This is a genomic window from Streptomyces sp. SCSIO 30461 (assembly GCF_037023745.1).
Classification (GTDB): Bacteria; Actinomycetota; Actinomycetes; order Streptomycetales; family Streptomycetaceae; genus Streptomyces.
In genome coordinates this window covers 3,790,036-3,805,075 of sequence record NZ_CP146101.1, presented here as the reverse complement: position 1 = coordinate 3,805,075, position 15,040 = coordinate 3,790,036, and the positions used below count along the sequence as shown (strand labels likewise).

Genomic DNA, 15,040 nt, shown 5'->3' with positions numbered 1-15,040 from the left:
CTCACGACGCTCCGTCACCACCGAAAGTGAGACAGGGCCGTTCGATTGACAAACCCGTAAGGGACCGTCAATCCCCGTGTCGACGGCTGTGGGTGTGCAGAATAGGAGCGAGACGTTTACCGCCCCATTCCGTGGGGGGCTGGGTCACCGTCGCACGGTCATAGATGTGGACCGTGTTGTGAGCCTGATGATCTGGTCGGTAGCCCTCGCGGGGCAGAGTTGGGATACGCATGCCTAGTCCGCACCACCGATCGCGTCACCGCGGTCAGGGCGCAGGGTCGGCCCCTCCGGCGGCGAAAGCTCCACGCCCGAGGCTGGCCATGCTCTCCGCGTCCCTGGGCATCTTCGTCACCCAGCTCGACTTCTTCGCCCTCAACCTGGCACTGCCCCGTATCGCTTCAGAACTCGACACAACAGTGACAGACCTGCAGTGGGCGATCAGCGGCTACATACTGGCGCTGGGGGCGTTCCTGATCCCGGGCGGGCGGCTGGGGGACATCCTCGGCCGGAAGCAGATGTTGATGACGGGGCTGGCCGTGTTCGGTCTCTCCTCGCTCGGCGCCGGCCTCGCCTCCAGTGCGACCGCCGTCATCGTGCTGCGTTTCGCTCAGGGGGTGGGGGCGGGCATGTTGTTCCCGCTCTGCGTCGCGGTGATCACCGACGCCTTTCCCAAGGAACAGACCATGCGGGCGATCGGGAACGCGTACGGGATCGGTGCCATCGGTCTGGCGCTCGGCCCGGTGGTCGGTGGCGGGCTGACCCAGCTGATCACCTGGCGGCTGGTGCTCCTGATCAACGTCCCGGTGACCGCTGCGGCCATCGTCGTCGTGTGGGTGGGGGTGCGGGAGTCGCGCGACACCACGGTGCCGCGCTCGATCGACCTGCCCGGCTTGGCAGCCGTGGTGCTGGGCATCTCCTTGGTGACCTTCGGTATCGATCGCATGGATGAGTGGCCCCCCGGTATGGCGTGGGGCGTCTTCGCGGCCGGGGTCCTGCTGCTGGTGGCATTCGTTCTCCGGGAACGGGTCGCACGCTGGCCGCTGGTCGCGCTCGACCTGTTCCGCAATGTGCCCTATGTGATCGTCACCGTCATGACGACGGTTGCCAACATCGGCGTCACCTCCTCCATGTACTGCATTACGATCTTCCTTCAGGAAGCCGAGAAACACACACCGCTCGGGGCCGGTCTGATCTTCCTGCCAGTCTCCCTGGGCGCCGCTGTCGGCGGCCCGCTGTCGGGTTGGCTCGGCGAACGCTTCGACATTCCACACACCATCGCCGCCGCGACGCTCGTCGGCAGCCTGGGCACTTTTCTCGTCTCCCTCGCCGGAGGCTTCGGCACATTTCTGCCCGGCCTCGCGATGAACGGCCTCGGCTACGGCATCGGGTGGGCAATGGCAAGTGTCGGCACGCAGACGGTCGTCCCCCCTCAACGGGCCGGACAGGCATCGGGGGTCACGCTGAGCATCGTGATCGGAGTCGCAGGCATGCTGGTCGCGCTCACCGCAATGCTGATCGAGACCGGCACCCAGGGACAAAACCTCGCCATCGCCGTTGAGGCCGTGCTGCGCTGGATCGCATTCGGCAGCGCCGCTGCCACGATCGTCCTCGCATTGCTCGCCGCACGACTGATGCCACAGCGCGTCATCGCCTCCGCCGAGTGAACCCGGTGTACGGGGCGCTGCACGGCGGTCACGCATGGCAGCTGTAGTTCTTGATCACGGCTGCTCGCGACAGCAGTGTCGTTGCTGGTGGCAGGCGGTTGAGACGGCTTGGTGACGGCGCCGCCAGGCGATCCAGCGCAGGACGTGATCACGGTCGAGGGCGGGTGGGGGCAACAGGATGACCCGCGGGAGACGGATGAGCTCCGAACAGGTCAGCGGGACGAGCTCGGGCTGCCGCTCGGAGCTCACCGGACGACCCCTTCCAGACCATCGGGCACCGCTCCGGCCGCGTCGAGCTCCGCAGCCGCACGCGTGACTGCGTACGCGGGCCGTCCGCCCCGGAGGCCCGCAAGAACAGCCGAAGCCCTGATCGGGTCTGTCAAACGAGCGGTGTAACTGAGGTGGTTGGGGCTACTGACGAGCTGCGGAGAGCCGGCCGTCGAAGGTGATGTCGAAGGCGTTCAGGGCGGTCTTCCAGCGCATGGTCCAGCGGGCCTGGCCCTTGCCGGTGGGGTCCAGGCTCATAATGGACATGTAGACGCACTTCAAGACGGCTGCCTCGTTCGGGAAGTGGCCGCGGGCCTTGACCGCCCGCCGGATCCTGGCGTTCACGGACTCGATGGCGTTCGTGGTGCAGACGATGCGGCGGATCTCGGTGTCGAACCGCAGGAACGGCGTGAACTCCTCCCACGCGTTCTCCCATAGCCGGACGATCGCCGGATACTTCTTGCCCCACGCGTCGACGAACTCCGCGAACCGTTCGAGGGCCGCTTCCTCGGTCGCAGCCGTGTAGACCGGCTTGAGGAGCTTGGCGATCTTGTCCCAGTCCTGGCGGGCGGCATAGCGGAAGGAGTTCCGCAGCAGGTGGACCACGCAGGTCTGGACGGTGGTGCGGGGCCAGACGGTCTCGACCGCGTCGGGCAGTCCCTTCAGCCCGATGCCCCTATGGATGTCAAGCCGCGACGCTGCCGGGAACAGGTAGTGGCGCGGAGGCGATAGCCCGGTGGATTTCACGGGCGACGTATCTCTTGAGGCAGCGGATGACCTCCCGCTTCGTCTTGCCCTCTGCGGTGCGTCGCAGCAGGTAGGCGCGGGAGCGGTCCTCCCAGCGCAGGCGGGAGAGCACGATGCGGTAGAGGGCGGCGTCGGGCCCAGCTCGACACCGTCGCCGACATGCTCGGCCGCCAGTTCCCCAAGGTCAGGTCCATGCTCCTGGAAGCGAAGGAGGACCTGACCGCGTTCGCGGACTTCCCTGATCGGCACTGGAAGAAGATCCAGTCGACCAATCCGCTGGAGCGGATCAACCGCGAGATCAAACGCCGGACCGACGTCGTGCAGATCTTCCCCAACCCCGACGCACTCGAACGCCTCACCACCGCCGTGCTCATCGAGATGCACGACGAGTGGATCGCCTTCCCCCGCCGCTACCTCCCCGAAGGCAGCATGGACAAGATCTACCCCAACAACGACCAGATCGGTCCGGCTACACCACCACAGGGGACATGACCCAGCTTCGACAAGCCCTGCCACAGAGTACTGGTGGGCCGTCGGCGAGGTGCCTGCTGAGCAGGTCCTTTTCCCACGGCCCCCAGCCCGAACGACGCATGCGAGCTTTCCCCGCACGTCGCTCTCCAGTGACTACTCCGTGAATGCCGAGGCGGGTCTCTTGCCATGGATGGTCGCGTGGCAACTTCCGCAGATCACGAGGGTCTTGCGGTGCCGTGCGGCCATGAGATCTGCCCATGGCGGCCGATCGCCCGGTCGTCCGAGGTCGGCGAGCTTGGCGACGTGGTGGACTTCCACCTCGTCGATCCGCCCGCAGGACTCGCACCGTCCGGCGAGAAGCCGGGTGACGAACTCCTTGCGTTTGGTGTTGACCGGGGCCAGCCGACGGTCGTTGATGACCGTCTTCTTGTCCCGTCGCAGCGGGATCCCGCCGAACCGTCCGACCAGCGGTTTCCTGCCGTTGTGTTCGACGCGGGCCTCGAAGCACTTGCGTGGCCCGTGCGGTGTCGCGATGGTGGCCGTGTACTTGCGGGCCATTTTCTACACCGACGAGCGGTGCTTGTTGGCGGTAAGCATTCAGAAGGTTGTTCGTGCGTCCGTCTCCTGATGATGTGACAGGTGCGGGGCGGGTGCGGCAGGATCCGGGGTCATGTCGTCTGCTCTGGAGTCTGCGTCGTGTGAGGATCTCCTCGTGCTGATCGGATTGCTCCAGCGGCAGGTGGCGGCCGCAGAGGCGCGGGTTGAAGCGGCAGAGGTGCAGGCGGCCGAACTCGCGGTGGCCAACGAGCGGTTGACCGCTCGGGTGGCGGAGCTGGAGCGGCGTCTTGGCCGGAACTCGGGCAACTCCTCGATGCCGCCCTCCTCGGACACCTTCGGGCGGCCGGAGAAGAAGCCGCAGCCCAGGAGTGGACGCAAGCGAGGCCGTCAGCCCGGCGCCGACGGGTCGGGCCTGGCCATGACCGACAAGCCCGACGCCACCGAGGACCATGTCCCGGCGGCCTGCAGCGGCTGCGGAAGCACACTGGACCAGAGCGACAGCGTCAGCTTCGAGCGGCGCCAGGTCCGGGACATCCCCCTGTCCACGGTAAAGATCACCGAGCACCGGGCCCACCGCTGCCGGTGTGCCTGCGGCACGGTCACCGCCCAGCCGATGCCCGGGCATATCGCCGGGTCCCCGTCCTCCTACGGTCCGAACCTGCGCGCGCTCGCCGTCTACCTGCTGGTTTTCCAGCACATTCCCGTCGAGCGGACCGCGCAGCTGATCAAGGACGTGACCGGGGCGGAGGTCTCCACCGGCTGGGTGGCCTGTCTTCTTCCCGAGGCCGCCGACCTGGTCGCGGACTCCGTGAACCTGATCAGGGCCTTGCTGGTGATGGGGCACATCCTGCACGCGGACGAGACCACCACCCGCATCGGCTCGTTGCGGCGCCGGCTGCACGTGGCCTGCACCGACTTCCTCACCCTGCTCCACCTCGCCCCGCGTTCACGCGCCGGCGCCGACGCGGGCGGGGTGCTGCCCAACTACCGCGGCGTCCTGGTCCACGACTCGCTGTCCCTGTATGCGGGCTACCCGCACCGCACCCACCAGTTGTGCGGCGCCCATCCGATCCGTGAACTGACCGCCGCCGAAGAGGACTTTCCCCACCAGAAACGGCACCAGCAGATCCGGTGGGCCCTGGCCGGGCTGAACACCCAGGCGACGCGTGTACGTACCGGTGAGATCGGGGAGATCACCCCCGAGGCCCCGCTGCTGCACCTGGACGCCTTCCACCAGGGCATCACCGTCGGACTCTCCGAGCACCCCCGAGCGCCGGGCCGCAAACAGTCCCCGGGCCGCAACCTGCTCGAACGGCTGCGGGACCAGGCCCACTCAGTCCTGCACTTCGCAGACGACCCCCGGCATGTGCCCTTCACCAACAACTGCGGCGAGCGGGCGCTGCGACCGGTCAAGACCCAGCTGAAGATCTCCGGCTGTCACCAGTCCGAGACCGGTGCGAGGGCCTGGCTCGCTGTGCGCTCCTACCTCGACTCCGCCCGCAAACACGGGCTGAGCGCCTTCAAGGCCATCCACCGCGCCTTCACCGGAAACCTCTGGATGCCCCCGATCGAGCAAGCCGCCTGACCAGCACGTCTCACATACCGTTACTGTACCGGCCAACCGCATTCCTCCTGAATGCTTACTCCTGGACCGCCTCGCCAGCCACTTCGACCGCAAGGTCCACCTCGTGGTCGACGGGCACTCCGCCCACCGCTCAAGGAAGGTCTGCGGCTGGCTGGCCGACCATCCCGACGACGTCGAGCTGCAATTCCTGCTGCCGTACTCACCCGAGCTCAACTTCGACGAGCTGATCAACGCCGACCTTGAATACAGCCTGCCCAGGCAGCACCGAGCCCGAGAGCAAGTCGAACTTGCCGCCGAAACCCGCCGCTTCTTCCGCAGACGCCAGCGTCAGCCACACATCGTCCGCTGCTACTTCGGTGGCCCGCACATCCGCTGCATTCTCGACGAAAACCCCATGAGTTTCTGATCAGTAGGCGCTCTGTGCCGACGGACGGTGAGGCCGCCCCGTTCACTCGCCGGAGAACCGACCCGGACCGGGCACCAGGTCAGCGCGGACACCGCTGGCGATCTCCTGCGGGAGGAAGGCTTCAGCGGCGCGGCGGGAGGGCTTCCCACCGGTTGACTGATACAACATCAGACTTGCAAGTGTCCTTCCGGGACTTGCCCGAACCTTCCTCTGCCCTTCGGACTTGCTCGAGCCCTCCGTGAGTCCATGTCCGCCAGGCTCAAGGCAGGTTACCGGTCGGCGCCCCTTGCGGGGCAGACAGAGGGAGACCCGTGCCCAGTCCGCGTCGTCCGTGGCGTCAAGGCGGTCACGAAGGGGGGCCGGCTGTCCCCGCACAACAGTTGCAACCGCGCCAGATCCTGACGATCGTCGCGACGGGGCTGGGCGTCTTCCTGGTGGCCCTCGACGTGCTGATCGCGAACGTGGCCCTGCCCGACATCCAGCGGGACTTTGGCGTGGGCGAGTCCGGTCTGCAGTGGGTGGTCACGGCGTACTCCATCGGCATGTCCGTGTTCGTCATGGCCGCCGCCACCTTCGCCGACCGCTTCGGGCGCCGTCTCGTCTACGTCGTGGGGATCTCCGTGTTCACCGCCTGCTCCGTGGTCGCCGGCCTGGCTCCAGGCCTCGGAGTCATGGCGGCCGCCCGAGCTGCTCAGGGTGTAGCCGCAGCGGCGGTGACCGTGAGCTCGCTCGCCCTGGTGAGCTCCGCCTTCCCCGACAAAGGCGACCGGGCAAAGGCCATTGGGCTGTGGACCGGCGTGGCCACCATTGCCTCGCCCCTGGGGCCCACGCTCGGTGGCGTCCTCACCGAAGCCATCAGCTGGCGGGCTGTCTTCCTGGTCAATGTCCCTGTCGGCGTGCTGGCACTCGCCCTGACCTTCGGATACGTCGGCGAGTCCCGCGCGGAGCGCACCCGTGGCTTCGACTGGGGCGGGCAGGTACTGTTCGCCGTGTCCGTCGGTGCACTGGCATACGCTTTCATCCAGGGTCAGGACGTCGGCTGGACGTCGCCTCTCGTCCTGACGTTGCTGACCGTCGGTGTGGTCGGGTTTGCAGTCTTCGGCCGGTACGAGTACGGGTTGCCGAACCCCATGATGGACGTGAGGCTGTTCGGAAACCGCACCTACACCGTGGCCATCGTCACAGCCTTCTCCGCGTTCTTCGGCGTGTACGGCATGCTGCTGGTCGTCACACAGTACGTCCAGAATGTCGAGGACTATTCGCCTGAACTGGCCGGGCTGCTGATTCTTCCGTTCGCTTTCACCCTCATGGTGTTGTCGCCGGTTGCGGGCCGACTGGTCGCACGGTTCGAGGCTCTGCCGATCGCCAGAATCGGTCAACCCCTGCTGGTCGCGGGGCTGACCATCATCGCAGTGAGCATGCCGGTCTCGGTGTACCTGGTCGCAGCCGGTTTGTTCGTCACAGGCGCAGGCACCGCTCTGCTCGTCATCCCGATCACCTCTCTGGCCGTGGGGTCGGTCCCGCCGGACAGGGCCGGAATGGCCTCCGGTATCTTCAGTGCCCAGCGGGCCATCGGTTCAACGTTCGGCTTCGCGGTCCTCGGCACCATCCTGGCCGTCTGGCTGGGAGGCACCCTTGACGCCGCACTGCGCGAGGCGGTCCCAGAGACACAGGCTCGCCAGGCGGTCACCGACCGCATCATCAAGGAGGCCGACCCATACGCGTACGTCGCCGAGGTCGGACCAGGCAGGCCGCTGCCCGCACCCACTCCCGGCCAGCGCGAGGCCATCGTGACGGCGGCCAAAGAGGACTTCATCCGAGCCAGTCAGTTGAGCGTCGCCACCGGCGCGGCATTCTGCACCGTCACCGCAGTGCTGTTCTGGACCCTTGCGGGTGGTTCCCCAGCTCGCCAGAAGCCCGATGATTCCCCCGCATGACCAGCACCTCTCCGTTCACGAGTTCTGGGTTCTGGCTCAGCTTCCGCGACGCGACCACAGCCGCGTCCAGTCGGAGGCGTACGACCCGAAGCTGGACGTGGACTTCACCCCGATGCGCGAGTCGGCCCCGGCCGCGACCGGCTTCGGTCAGTCCACCTGAAAGGCCGGGCCGGTCGGCATCCTGGCACGAATCGGAGCCTCGGCACTCCGACCACCAGCTGCGTCGTCCCTCACCAGCCCTGCGCGGTGAGGGACGAGCCAGACGGGGCCGCAGACTGACCACGTCGGTCTCCAAGTCGCCGCTCGTTTGCTCGGAGGGTCTGTCAGGGGCTAAGAGCTCGCGCGGATAGGCGGCGAGTAGGGCCCGGCAGCAGGACAGGCACAGGTTCCGGGCGATCATGGAGTTGCGACGCTCTGTGATCATCGAGGAGACCTGTGCCTGCGCTGCCATCATGGCTGACCGAACCGCTATGGGACCAATTCGCCGCTCTGCTACCGCTGCGGTCGGAGTTCGACCCAGCCCATCCGCTGGGCTGCCATCGACGCCGTGTCGCCGACCGGATCGTGTTCGACAAGCTGCTGCAGGTCCTGCGCTTCGGCTGCTCCTACGAGGCGATCGCGGACTCGACCTGTTCGGCCACCACGGTCCGAAGCCGCCGCGACGAATGGATACGACTGGGCCTGTTCACCAGACTGAAGCAGATCGCGCTGGAAGCCTACGACCGCATCGTCGGTCTGATCCTCGACCAGATCGCGGTGGACGGCGCCATCACCAAGGCCCCGGGCGGCGGTGAGGCAGCCGGGCGCTCGCCTGTCGACCGGGGCAAGCAGGGCATGAAACGCTCCGGGATGACCGACGGCTACGGCATCCCGCTCGGCCGCGTCCTGACCGGCGCCAACCGCCACGACTCCCCGCTCCTGGCCCAACTCTCGACCTGCTGGACGGGCTCGGGCCCCTGCCGAACGACATCACCGTGCACCTCGACGCCGGTTACGACTCCGCCGCTACCCGCACCGAACTGGACCGGCGAGGACTGCACGGACAGATCGCCCACAAGGGCGAGAAGGCACCGATCCAGGCCAGCCGACGCTGGCACGTCGAGCGCACCCATGCCTGGCAGAACGCCTTCCACCGCCTGGCCCGCTGCTACGAACGCCGCACCATCGTGATCAACGCCTTCTTCGACCTCGCCGACACCGTCATCACCGTCCGCAGCCTCATCCGACGAGCCTGGACCACGCACCGCTGGGACCGCCGCCCACGGCTCCGCCGATGACTCAACTCTTCGCCTGCGGCTCCTCGTTCGTCTGCTGCACGCCGTCCAGATCGTCGGCGTAGTACTCGATCGCCCGCCGATAGTCCTGCACCCGGCGGTCGCCGCTGGTGGCGGTCAGCGTCTTCAGCAGCAGCCGCACCGCTTCCCGGCCCTCACCCTGGTTGTACAGCGCCATGGCCAGGAAGGCTTGCAGCGCCGGGTCGCCGGGGAACTCCTCAAGCCCACGCCGCAGCGTCTGAAACCGTGGGGTGTCCGGCTTCGCGGGCGCGGTTGCGTCGCCGGTGACAGGCGCGGGCGACGGTCTGGTGACAGCGTCGCCACCATGACCAGTGCAGGCCGTGGCGGATCCGCTCGGCCGGGGCGGGCTGGGGTGCTGTCACCGACAGCAGCCGGGCGATTTCATAGGCCGTGAACGCGATGGGGACGGTGCCGGTAGGGCTGGTGGGTTCGGCGAGGTTCCCCCTGTGTGGTGCGCGGGCGCGTCCAGGTTGGTGTGCAGGATCTCCGCGATGCGTTCGGGGCCGGGTGCGGGCTCCGCGTCGTCGCGCAGGGCGGCCGCGGCTTGGACGGCCAGGAAGGCCGCCGCGAGCTGGGCCAGGGTGATGTGCCGGTACCAGCCGTGGAAGGAGCGCACCTCGTAGTCGGCCATCCCGGCGGCCGACTTCGCGAGCTTGATCGCTTCCTCCACCCGCCAGCGGGCCCCGGGCACACGGACCAGCTCTTCCACGGTGGTCTCGGGCGGGCCCCAGGCCACGTAGTAGTCACGCCGAGTGGGTGTCTCCGGTCGCCGTCGGGCGATGAACCACCGCACCCACGCCCCGTCGCCGGTCTCGGGGGCGGTCTCGGGGTCGGGGTCGGGGTCGGGGATACGGCGTACCCACCACTGCCAGACGCGGGAGTCGAGCCGGGAGGGGCCGGCCGGCAGGGTGACCCAGTCGTCCTCGGCGGTATGCCGCTCCACCTGCATCGCGGCGTGCCGCCAGCCGGGACGGGGCAGTACCGTGTGGTTGGCCTGCGCATTCACCGCGTAGGGCAGATGGTTCTCCTCCAGGAAGGCGCGGGAGGAGCCGTCGCGTCCGTAGACCTCGTCAGCGGCCACCCACACCCGGCCCTCGGGAAGGTCGGGAACGATGCGGGCGATCATCCGCTCGGCCAGACGGGGCTTGGTGGCGAAACCGACGCTGTCGGGGACATGCGCGGCGCGCAGCGGGCCCGGTCCCCGGCCCATTCCCTGTGCAGGTAGATCTCCCGGTCGACCAGCGCTTGCCCGCGGCCGGTGGCCCAGGCGGCCATCACTCCGATCTGGCACGGGAAGGCCCCGCCGAGCGTGCCGGAGTACTGCCTGGCCACCCCGACCGAGGCCCGGCCCTTCTTGGCGAAGCCGGTCTCGTCGACCACCAGCACTCCCGCTCCGCCGGGCCCGGCGCCCCTCCCGCCGTCGTCCAGGCCGTCGATGACGTAACGGCGGGTGAAAACCCGCAGCTCATCAACGTCCCAGCGCGAGCGGTCCAGCAGATGCCGCTGCCCCCACGGCTCGGCGTCTCCGCCGTACTCGGCCAGCTGTCAGCCGTTCTTGCGTGACACCGGGGAGAGCAGGCCCCGGATGCACCGCGCGGCCCGCAACCGCAGATCAGCCCGCGGGAAGATCCCGCCGACCTCCACCAGCAGGTTCTCCAACTGATCGGAGAACCCCTCGGCCCGCTCCCGGTCCGTGACCTCCGGCAAGATGTCCAGTAACTCCGCCTTCATGAACGGTAGTTACCCGCACGCAGTGATCGTGGAACTACAGCGAAGCCGCTGATCTCCAACTGAAGGGACAGATCACCCGATTCTGGGGAGTGGGCTGTTTCCAACCTCAGCTTGAGCAGGTCAGTTGCAGGGCGAGGACGGCCTGGACGAGGCTCGTGATGCGGGTGGTGGAGCATCGCAGCTTGTGCAGGAGCCGCCAGGTTTTGAGGGTGGCCATGACTCTGCTGCGCAATTCGTGGCGGGTCACGCGGTGAGCTGGTAAGCGAGGCGTTCGAGTCGGCTGGAGCGGGTGCGCCGGAGAGGGCTGTCGGTCCAGACCGACCCGGCCCCACCCCCGCCACGAATTGCGCAGCAGAGTCGGCCATGACCTGTTCGACGAGCGCATGGATCCTTGCGTGCGGGCGGTTGGCGGCCTGCTGTCCTGAGACGTCACCGATCGTGCGGCAGGCCCGTCTTCCAGGCTGATGTCATTGGTTGAGTCGACGGCTGGTGTCTGCGGATGGCCGACTACGATGAACAGCCCTGTCGATGCACGGGGCGTGCTGGAGGGAGACGGGGTGAGGGAACAGGAGCCCTCGCGGCGACGCGGCCAGGGTGAGCTGGAGGGCGAAGTGCTGGCCGCACTGCGAACGGCGGCGGAGCCGGTGAGTACGGCATGGGTGCAGGAACGGCTTGGGCATGGCTTGGCCTATACCACGGTGATCACCATCCTCACCCGATTGCTGGCCAAGGGAGCGGTGTCGCGGGAGAAGGCGGGCCGATCGTTCGTATGGACGCCGAAGGCCGACGGGGCGGGCTTGGCGGCCCTGCGGATGCGGCGGGTGCTGGACGGGGAGAGCGATCGGGAGACGGTGTTGGCCAGGTTCGTCACCGGCCTGCCGCCGCAGGACGAGCAGGTGCTTCGGGAGCTGCTGGAGCGGGCCCGGGAAGCGGAGGAGTAGGGGCGGTCATGGGGGTCTTCGTCTTCCTGCCTCTGGTGCTGCCGCTGACGGCGTGGCCGGTTGCCCGGCTGGCTGAGCAGCATCTGCACCCCAGGGCGGCGACTCTGCTCTTGTCGGTCGTAGCGGGGGTGCTGGCGGTGTGCAGCACGCTGTGCCTGGGGCTGTTGATGGTGGTCGGCACCGCGCAGCTGCCTGGCAATCCGCTTCCGGACGGGTGGTCGGATCCGGAGGTGCGTGAGGCCGTCCCGTACGACGAGATCGCGGGGAAGGCCGCTATCCCCGTTCTGGTGGCGGTGGTGGTCGCGTGCGCGCGGGTGATGTGGCGCCATCATCAAGTGCGGCGCCGTGCTGAACGTGCCCTGACTAGCTGTTTTTCAATCCTCGTGTGTTCGATGGCGGTCCGTACGACGAGCTTGATCGTGTGATCTGGTGACGGGAGGGGATACGAGGACGAGGCCCCGTTCCTAGCGTGTCGGTTGTCTACGCCGAACCCGCAAGAAACAGAGCCTCGTTGTGTCTCACGCTACCGTCTGTGTTCCTGATCGTCCGCTGCCCGACCTCCGGTTCACGGCACCGTGCGACTGTCTCGCCCACCTGTACGGAAACGCCGGGGACCGTCCGCTGCGGGCCCGCTTCTACGCCACGGACCTGACGGACGAGGAGTGGCAGGTCATCCGGCGGGTGATGCCGCTGCCCGGCTGGCTGTGCGGGTGTGGTCCAGTCACGGTGAGCGACGCCGTCGTGGCTGACGACGTGCCGGTTGACGACATCATGCCCGGAGGAGAAGAACCCTCCGGGCTTGTCGGCCTCGAGAACGATCTCCATGCCGCCGGGGGTCGCGAGGAAGGTGATCTCCAGCTCGTGCATGGCGTGCGCGTACTGGGGGGCCGGGGCGAGTTCGATCTCCTGGTAGAAGGGCAGCTGCTGGCCGGTGCCGTGGATGTGCCCGTACTCCAGGTCTGCGGACTTGAAGCCGAAGCCGAGCTGTCCGAGAGCTTCCAGGATCGCTTCCTGCACCGGCAGCGGGCGTACCGCCAGCAGATCCAGGTCGCCCTTGTCCTTGGCGCCGGCCACGGACAGTTCGGTGCGTACACCGAGCATGATGCCCAGCGGCTGCCCGTACAGCTCCGTGATCGGCATCTCCCACGGCACGATGATCGCGAACGGCACGCTGTGATGCTCGCCCTCCCCGAGGCGGAAGCCGGCCGCGACGGGGAGGCGCCCGAAGGCGAACGTACCTTCGCTCTCCCCGTGGTCGCGCTCGGCTTCGATGTGGGCGACGAGTTCGAGGGTGATGTGGTCGATGTCGAAGTCGGCGTTCCCGCCCTTGAGGTGGACGTGGCCCGACAGCGTGCCGCCGGGCAGGACGGCACCAGGGTCGAGGACCGTGTCCACCGCGGGCCCGCCCACACCGAGCGAGCCGAGCAGCTTCTTGAACACCATCGTGGCGTTCACTCCTTCACGTGCGTGTGACTTAGAGGCCGCGCGGATAGGGATGCGGTCATGGTCGGTGGTTCGGGCGTTCGTCCCAGCGGTGAGTCGTCGATGCCTGCCGGATCAGACTACGCACGGTGATGATCACGTCGGCGAGGTCGAAGGATGCCTTGATGACGGTGGTGCGCCGCTCGTAGTAGCGGGCGGGGAGACTGCTTCGGCAGCCTGGATCACGAGGTGCTGCTCGCAAGTCTGGAGGAGAGAATCCACGATGGATGATTTCTGCGGCTGATCCGGTAGATGCTCAAGGCCGGGTATTTGGAGGACGGGCGGTGGAACCCCACGCTCAGCGGTGCACAGCAGGGTGGCGTGATCCTGCTGCCGGAACAGGCCGACTACCTGGTCTGCCGCGCACACGGCTTCCTGGCGGACCGCCCGCCCGCCGTGCCCGTCCTCAGTTGACCTCCCGCACTCTCGCAGCGGTCCGCTCGGCGAGCTCGCGGACGCCGTTCGCGGCGTTCCCCGAGAGCTCGCCGAATACGGCGTCGGCGGCCGCGAGGAGGGCACGGGTCTCCTCGGGGCGGCCCGCGTCGGCCAGGGCGAGGGTGAGCCGGTAGTGCTCCTCGGCGATGAAGCGGCCGAGGTTGACCCGCTGCCAGTGGAGCAGTGAGTCGTCGCCCGGGGTGGCCAGGGCGTCGCGCACGGCGGCCAGGCTGTCCGCCGCCTGCGGCAACCGGCCCGCCTCCCGCTCGAGGCGGGCCAGGGTGTAGCCGGCCGAGGCCCGGTCCCATGCCGTCTCCTGAAGGGCGGCGTACAGGCGCTGGGCGCGCAGCGCCTGGGGAAGGTCGCCGAGTTCCTCGAAGTCCCGGGCGAGCCAGTCCAGCGGATCCGTGGCCAGGCTGCGGGGCACCTTGGGGCGGCGGAGTCTGCTCTGGTCCATGAAGATGCTGTCGAGTTCGCGGATCAGCGTCACCCGCGCGAGGTCCGTCATCCCCTGGTCCCGCGCCAGGTCGGTCCATGTGGAGACCGGCTCGTCCGACGGGTTCGTCCCGAACATCGACTCGTCGAGCTCCCGCGCCCACTGTTGCAACTCGTCCGCGCTTGCACCCGGTTCCGGTATTTCGCTCAAGCCGCACGCCGTGTCGAAGTCCGTCTTCCGGACCTCAAGCAGCAGCGGCAGATCTCCGGTGTCCCCGGCCAGCCCCACCAGCACGGCCGCGAGCCGTCAGTTCGTCCGTCATCGACGACCGTGTCTCGTGCCGCAGCAGATGCCGCAGCAGCTCCAGATCGCCCTCGGCGCGGTCGAACTGCGCGGCCCGCAGGGTGATCCGGCGCCGCACCGGGTCCTCGGCGACTTCACGCCATGCCGTGCAGTCGCCCTCCCGCAACCGGGCGAGATCGGCGTGGCCCGCCGCGAGCACCGGCTCCCACAGCGGGGGACCGGCCGGGCCTATCCGGTCGTACGCACACCCCTCATCCGCATTGAGCAGTACGAACTCCGGCTCGGTGCGCAGCAGCGCGGCACGCAGCCTGCCCACCAGCTCGACCGGGGAGCGATTCGGGAAGCCCAGCACCGCCCGGAGCTCGGCACGCTCGTCGTCGATTCCGTAGTGCTCACGGATCTCGTCCTCGGTCTCCGCGACGCACGCCAGGATCTTCTCCTCGCTGTCGTCCGACGACATACGTGTGTAGCCGCGCCAGCCGGGCAGGCCGATCACGAGCTCAAGGGCCTCGTCGACACTGGAGCCGATGATCCCCGCGGCGCCCTCCGAATCGGCGTAGAGCACCGAGCCGTCCGCGCACACGAAGTACGTACCGCCGGTATCGTCCCCGGCTACCGTCTCCAGCGGCCCACCCGAGGCGAGGCGGACCTCCTCGACATGGCCGTGGGCGGCGCGGTCCAGGTCGAAGCCGAAGGGGAAGGCGGCCAGTTTGGCCAAGCGGCGGTCCTGCCGCAGCAGCCATAGCGCGTGATCGGTCACGTCACAGAAAGTAACACCGGGC

14 protein-coding genes and 7 pseudogenes are annotated in these 15,040 nt (G+C 68.1%); 10 read left to right on the top strand and 11 right to left on the bottom strand.

Features of this window, described 5'->3' with window-relative positions; all coding sequences use genetic code 11:
* The first annotated feature begins 230 nt into the window (after positions 1 to 230).
* Positions 231 to 1,664: an MFS transporter gene (locus V1460_RS16725; RefSeq protein ID WP_338674494.1), complete on the top strand. Its 1,434-nt coding sequence runs from the start codon at positions 231 to 233 to the stop codon at positions 1,662 to 1,664.
* Positions 1,665 to 2,075: 411 nt separating this feature from the next.
* Here V1460_RS16725 and V1460_RS16720 read toward each other — a convergent pair.
* Positions 2,076 to 2,600 (bottom strand): annotated as a pseudogene (locus tag V1460_RS16720) (transposase); the annotation flags it as partial.
* A gap of 210 nt (positions 2,601 to 2,810) precedes the next feature.
* Here V1460_RS16720 and V1460_RS16715 point away from each other — a divergent pair.
* Positions 2,811 to 3,170 (top strand): annotated as a pseudogene (locus tag V1460_RS16715) (transposase); the annotation flags it as partial.
* Between the two features lie 132 nt (positions 3,171 to 3,302).
* On the opposite strand, the gene V1460_RS16710 reads toward V1460_RS16715, so the two are convergent.
* Positions 3,303 to 3,707: a hypothetical protein gene (locus tag V1460_RS16710; RefSeq protein WP_338674493.1), complete on the bottom strand. Its 405-nt coding sequence runs from the start codon at positions 3,705 to 3,707 to the stop codon at positions 3,303 to 3,305.
* A gap of 154 nt (positions 3,708 to 3,861) precedes the next feature.
* On the opposite strand from V1460_RS16710, the gene tnpC reads away from it, so the two are divergent.
* The 5 genes and pseudogenes from tnpC to V1460_RS16685 all read left to right on the top strand — a co-directional run bounded on the left by tnpC (position 3,862) and on the right by V1460_RS16685 (position 8,912).
* Entirely contained in the window at positions 3,862 to 5,292 is a 1,431-nt protein-coding gene (gene tnpC / locus V1460_RS16705) for an IS66 family transposase (RefSeq protein WP_338674492.1), read from the top strand.
* 40 nt (positions 5,293 to 5,332) lie between these two features.
* Positions 5,333 to 5,698, top strand: coding sequence for a transposase (locus V1460_RS16700; protein ID WP_407077620.1), 366 nt, complete (start codon positions 5,333 to 5,335; stop codon positions 5,696 to 5,698).
* A gap of 380 nt (positions 5,699 to 6,078) precedes the next feature.
* Positions 6,079 to 7,635 carry a DHA2 family efflux MFS transporter permease subunit gene (locus V1460_RS16695; RefSeq protein ID WP_338674490.1) on the top strand — a complete coding sequence of 519 codons (1,557 nt, stop codon included), beginning with the start codon at positions 6,079 to 6,081 and terminating at the stop codon, positions 7,633 to 7,635.
* The gene (locus V1460_RS16690; RefSeq protein WP_338674489.1) at positions 7,619 to 7,795 is read left to right on the top strand and encodes a hypothetical protein; all 177 of its coding nucleotides are present in this window, start codon (positions 7,619 to 7,621) and stop codon (positions 7,793 to 7,795) included. Before V1460_RS16695 ends, V1460_RS16690 begins: the two co-directional genes overlap by 17 nt.
* Positions 7,796 to 8,070: 275 nt before the next feature.
* A pseudogene (locus tag V1460_RS16685) lies at positions 8,071 to 8,912 on the top strand (IS5 family transposase).
* A gap of 1 nt (position 8,913) precedes the next feature.
* Here the strand turns inward: V1460_RS16685 and V1460_RS16680 are convergent.
* The 5 genes and pseudogenes from V1460_RS16680 to V1460_RS16660 all read right to left on the bottom strand — a co-directional run.
* Positions 8,914 to 9,144: a tetratricopeptide repeat protein gene (locus tag V1460_RS16680; RefSeq protein ID WP_407077619.1), complete on the bottom strand. Its 231-nt coding sequence runs from the start codon at positions 9,142 to 9,144 to the stop codon at positions 8,914 to 8,916.
* Between the two features lie 144 nt (positions 9,145 to 9,288).
* A complete protein-coding gene (locus tag V1460_RS16675; RefSeq protein ID WP_338674488.1) occupies positions 9,289 to 10,140 on the bottom strand; it encodes a hypothetical protein in 852 nt (283 codons plus the stop codon).
* Positions 10,053 to 10,394: a transposase gene (locus V1460_RS36350; protein WP_407077618.1), complete on the bottom strand. Its 342-nt coding sequence runs from the start codon at positions 10,392 to 10,394 to the stop codon at positions 10,053 to 10,055. Before V1460_RS36350 ends, V1460_RS16675 begins: the two co-directional genes overlap by 88 nt.
* 81 nt (positions 10,395 to 10,475) lie before the next feature.
* On the bottom strand, positions 10,476 to 10,661 hold the full coding sequence (locus V1460_RS16665; RefSeq protein ID WP_338673571.1) for a hypothetical protein: 186 nt from the start codon (positions 10,659 to 10,661) through the stop codon (positions 10,476 to 10,478).
* A 106-nt stretch (positions 10,662 to 10,767) separates the two neighbouring features.
* Positions 10,768 to 10,878: pseudogene (locus tag V1460_RS16660) on the bottom strand (IS5/IS1182 family transposase); the annotation flags it as partial.
* A gap of 295 nt (positions 10,879 to 11,173) precedes the next feature.
* On the opposite strand from V1460_RS16660, the gene V1460_RS16655 reads away from it, so the two are divergent.
* Both V1460_RS16655 and V1460_RS16650 read left to right on the top strand, forming a co-directional pair.
* The gene (locus V1460_RS16655; RefSeq protein WP_338674487.1) at positions 11,174 to 11,602 is read left to right on the top strand and encodes a BlaI/MecI/CopY family transcriptional regulator; all 429 of its coding nucleotides are present in this window, start codon (positions 11,174 to 11,176) and stop codon (positions 11,600 to 11,602) included.
* An 8-nt stretch (positions 11,603 to 11,610) separates the two neighbouring features.
* Positions 11,611 to 11,964 (top strand): annotated as a pseudogene (locus V1460_RS16650) (M56 family peptidase); the annotation flags it as partial.
* Positions 11,965 to 12,082: 118 nt separating this feature from the next.
* Here V1460_RS16650 and V1460_RS16645 read toward each other — a convergent pair.
* Positions 12,083 to 13,045 (bottom strand): sporulation protein, encoded by a 963-nt coding sequence (locus tag V1460_RS16645; protein ID WP_338674486.1) that lies wholly within the window; start codon positions 13,043 to 13,045, stop codon positions 12,083 to 12,085.
* A gap of 58 nt (positions 13,046 to 13,103) precedes the next feature.
* Positions 13,104 to 13,241: pseudogene (locus V1460_RS16640) on the bottom strand (IS5/IS1182 family transposase); the annotation flags it as partial.
* A 5-nt stretch (positions 13,242 to 13,246) separates the two neighbouring features.
* Between V1460_RS16640 and V1460_RS16635 the strand changes: the two are divergent.
* A pseudogene (locus V1460_RS16635) lies at positions 13,247 to 13,408 on the top strand (RNA-directed DNA polymerase); the annotation flags it as partial.
* A gap of 82 nt (positions 13,409 to 13,490) precedes the next feature.
* Here V1460_RS16635 and V1460_RS16630 read toward each other — a convergent pair.
* Together V1460_RS16630 and V1460_RS16625 are read right to left on the bottom strand one after the other, a co-directional pair.
* Positions 13,491 to 14,249, bottom strand: a complete 759-nt coding sequence (locus tag V1460_RS16630; protein WP_338674313.1) for a hypothetical protein — start codon at positions 14,247 to 14,249, stop codon at positions 13,491 to 13,493.
* The gene (locus tag V1460_RS16625; protein WP_338674314.1) at positions 14,200 to 15,018 is read right to left on the bottom strand and encodes a hypothetical protein; all 819 of its coding nucleotides are present in this window, start codon (positions 15,016 to 15,018) and stop codon (positions 14,200 to 14,202) included. Before V1460_RS16625 ends, V1460_RS16630 begins: the two co-directional genes overlap by 50 nt.
* Positions 15,019 to 15,040 lie beyond the last annotated feature (22 nt).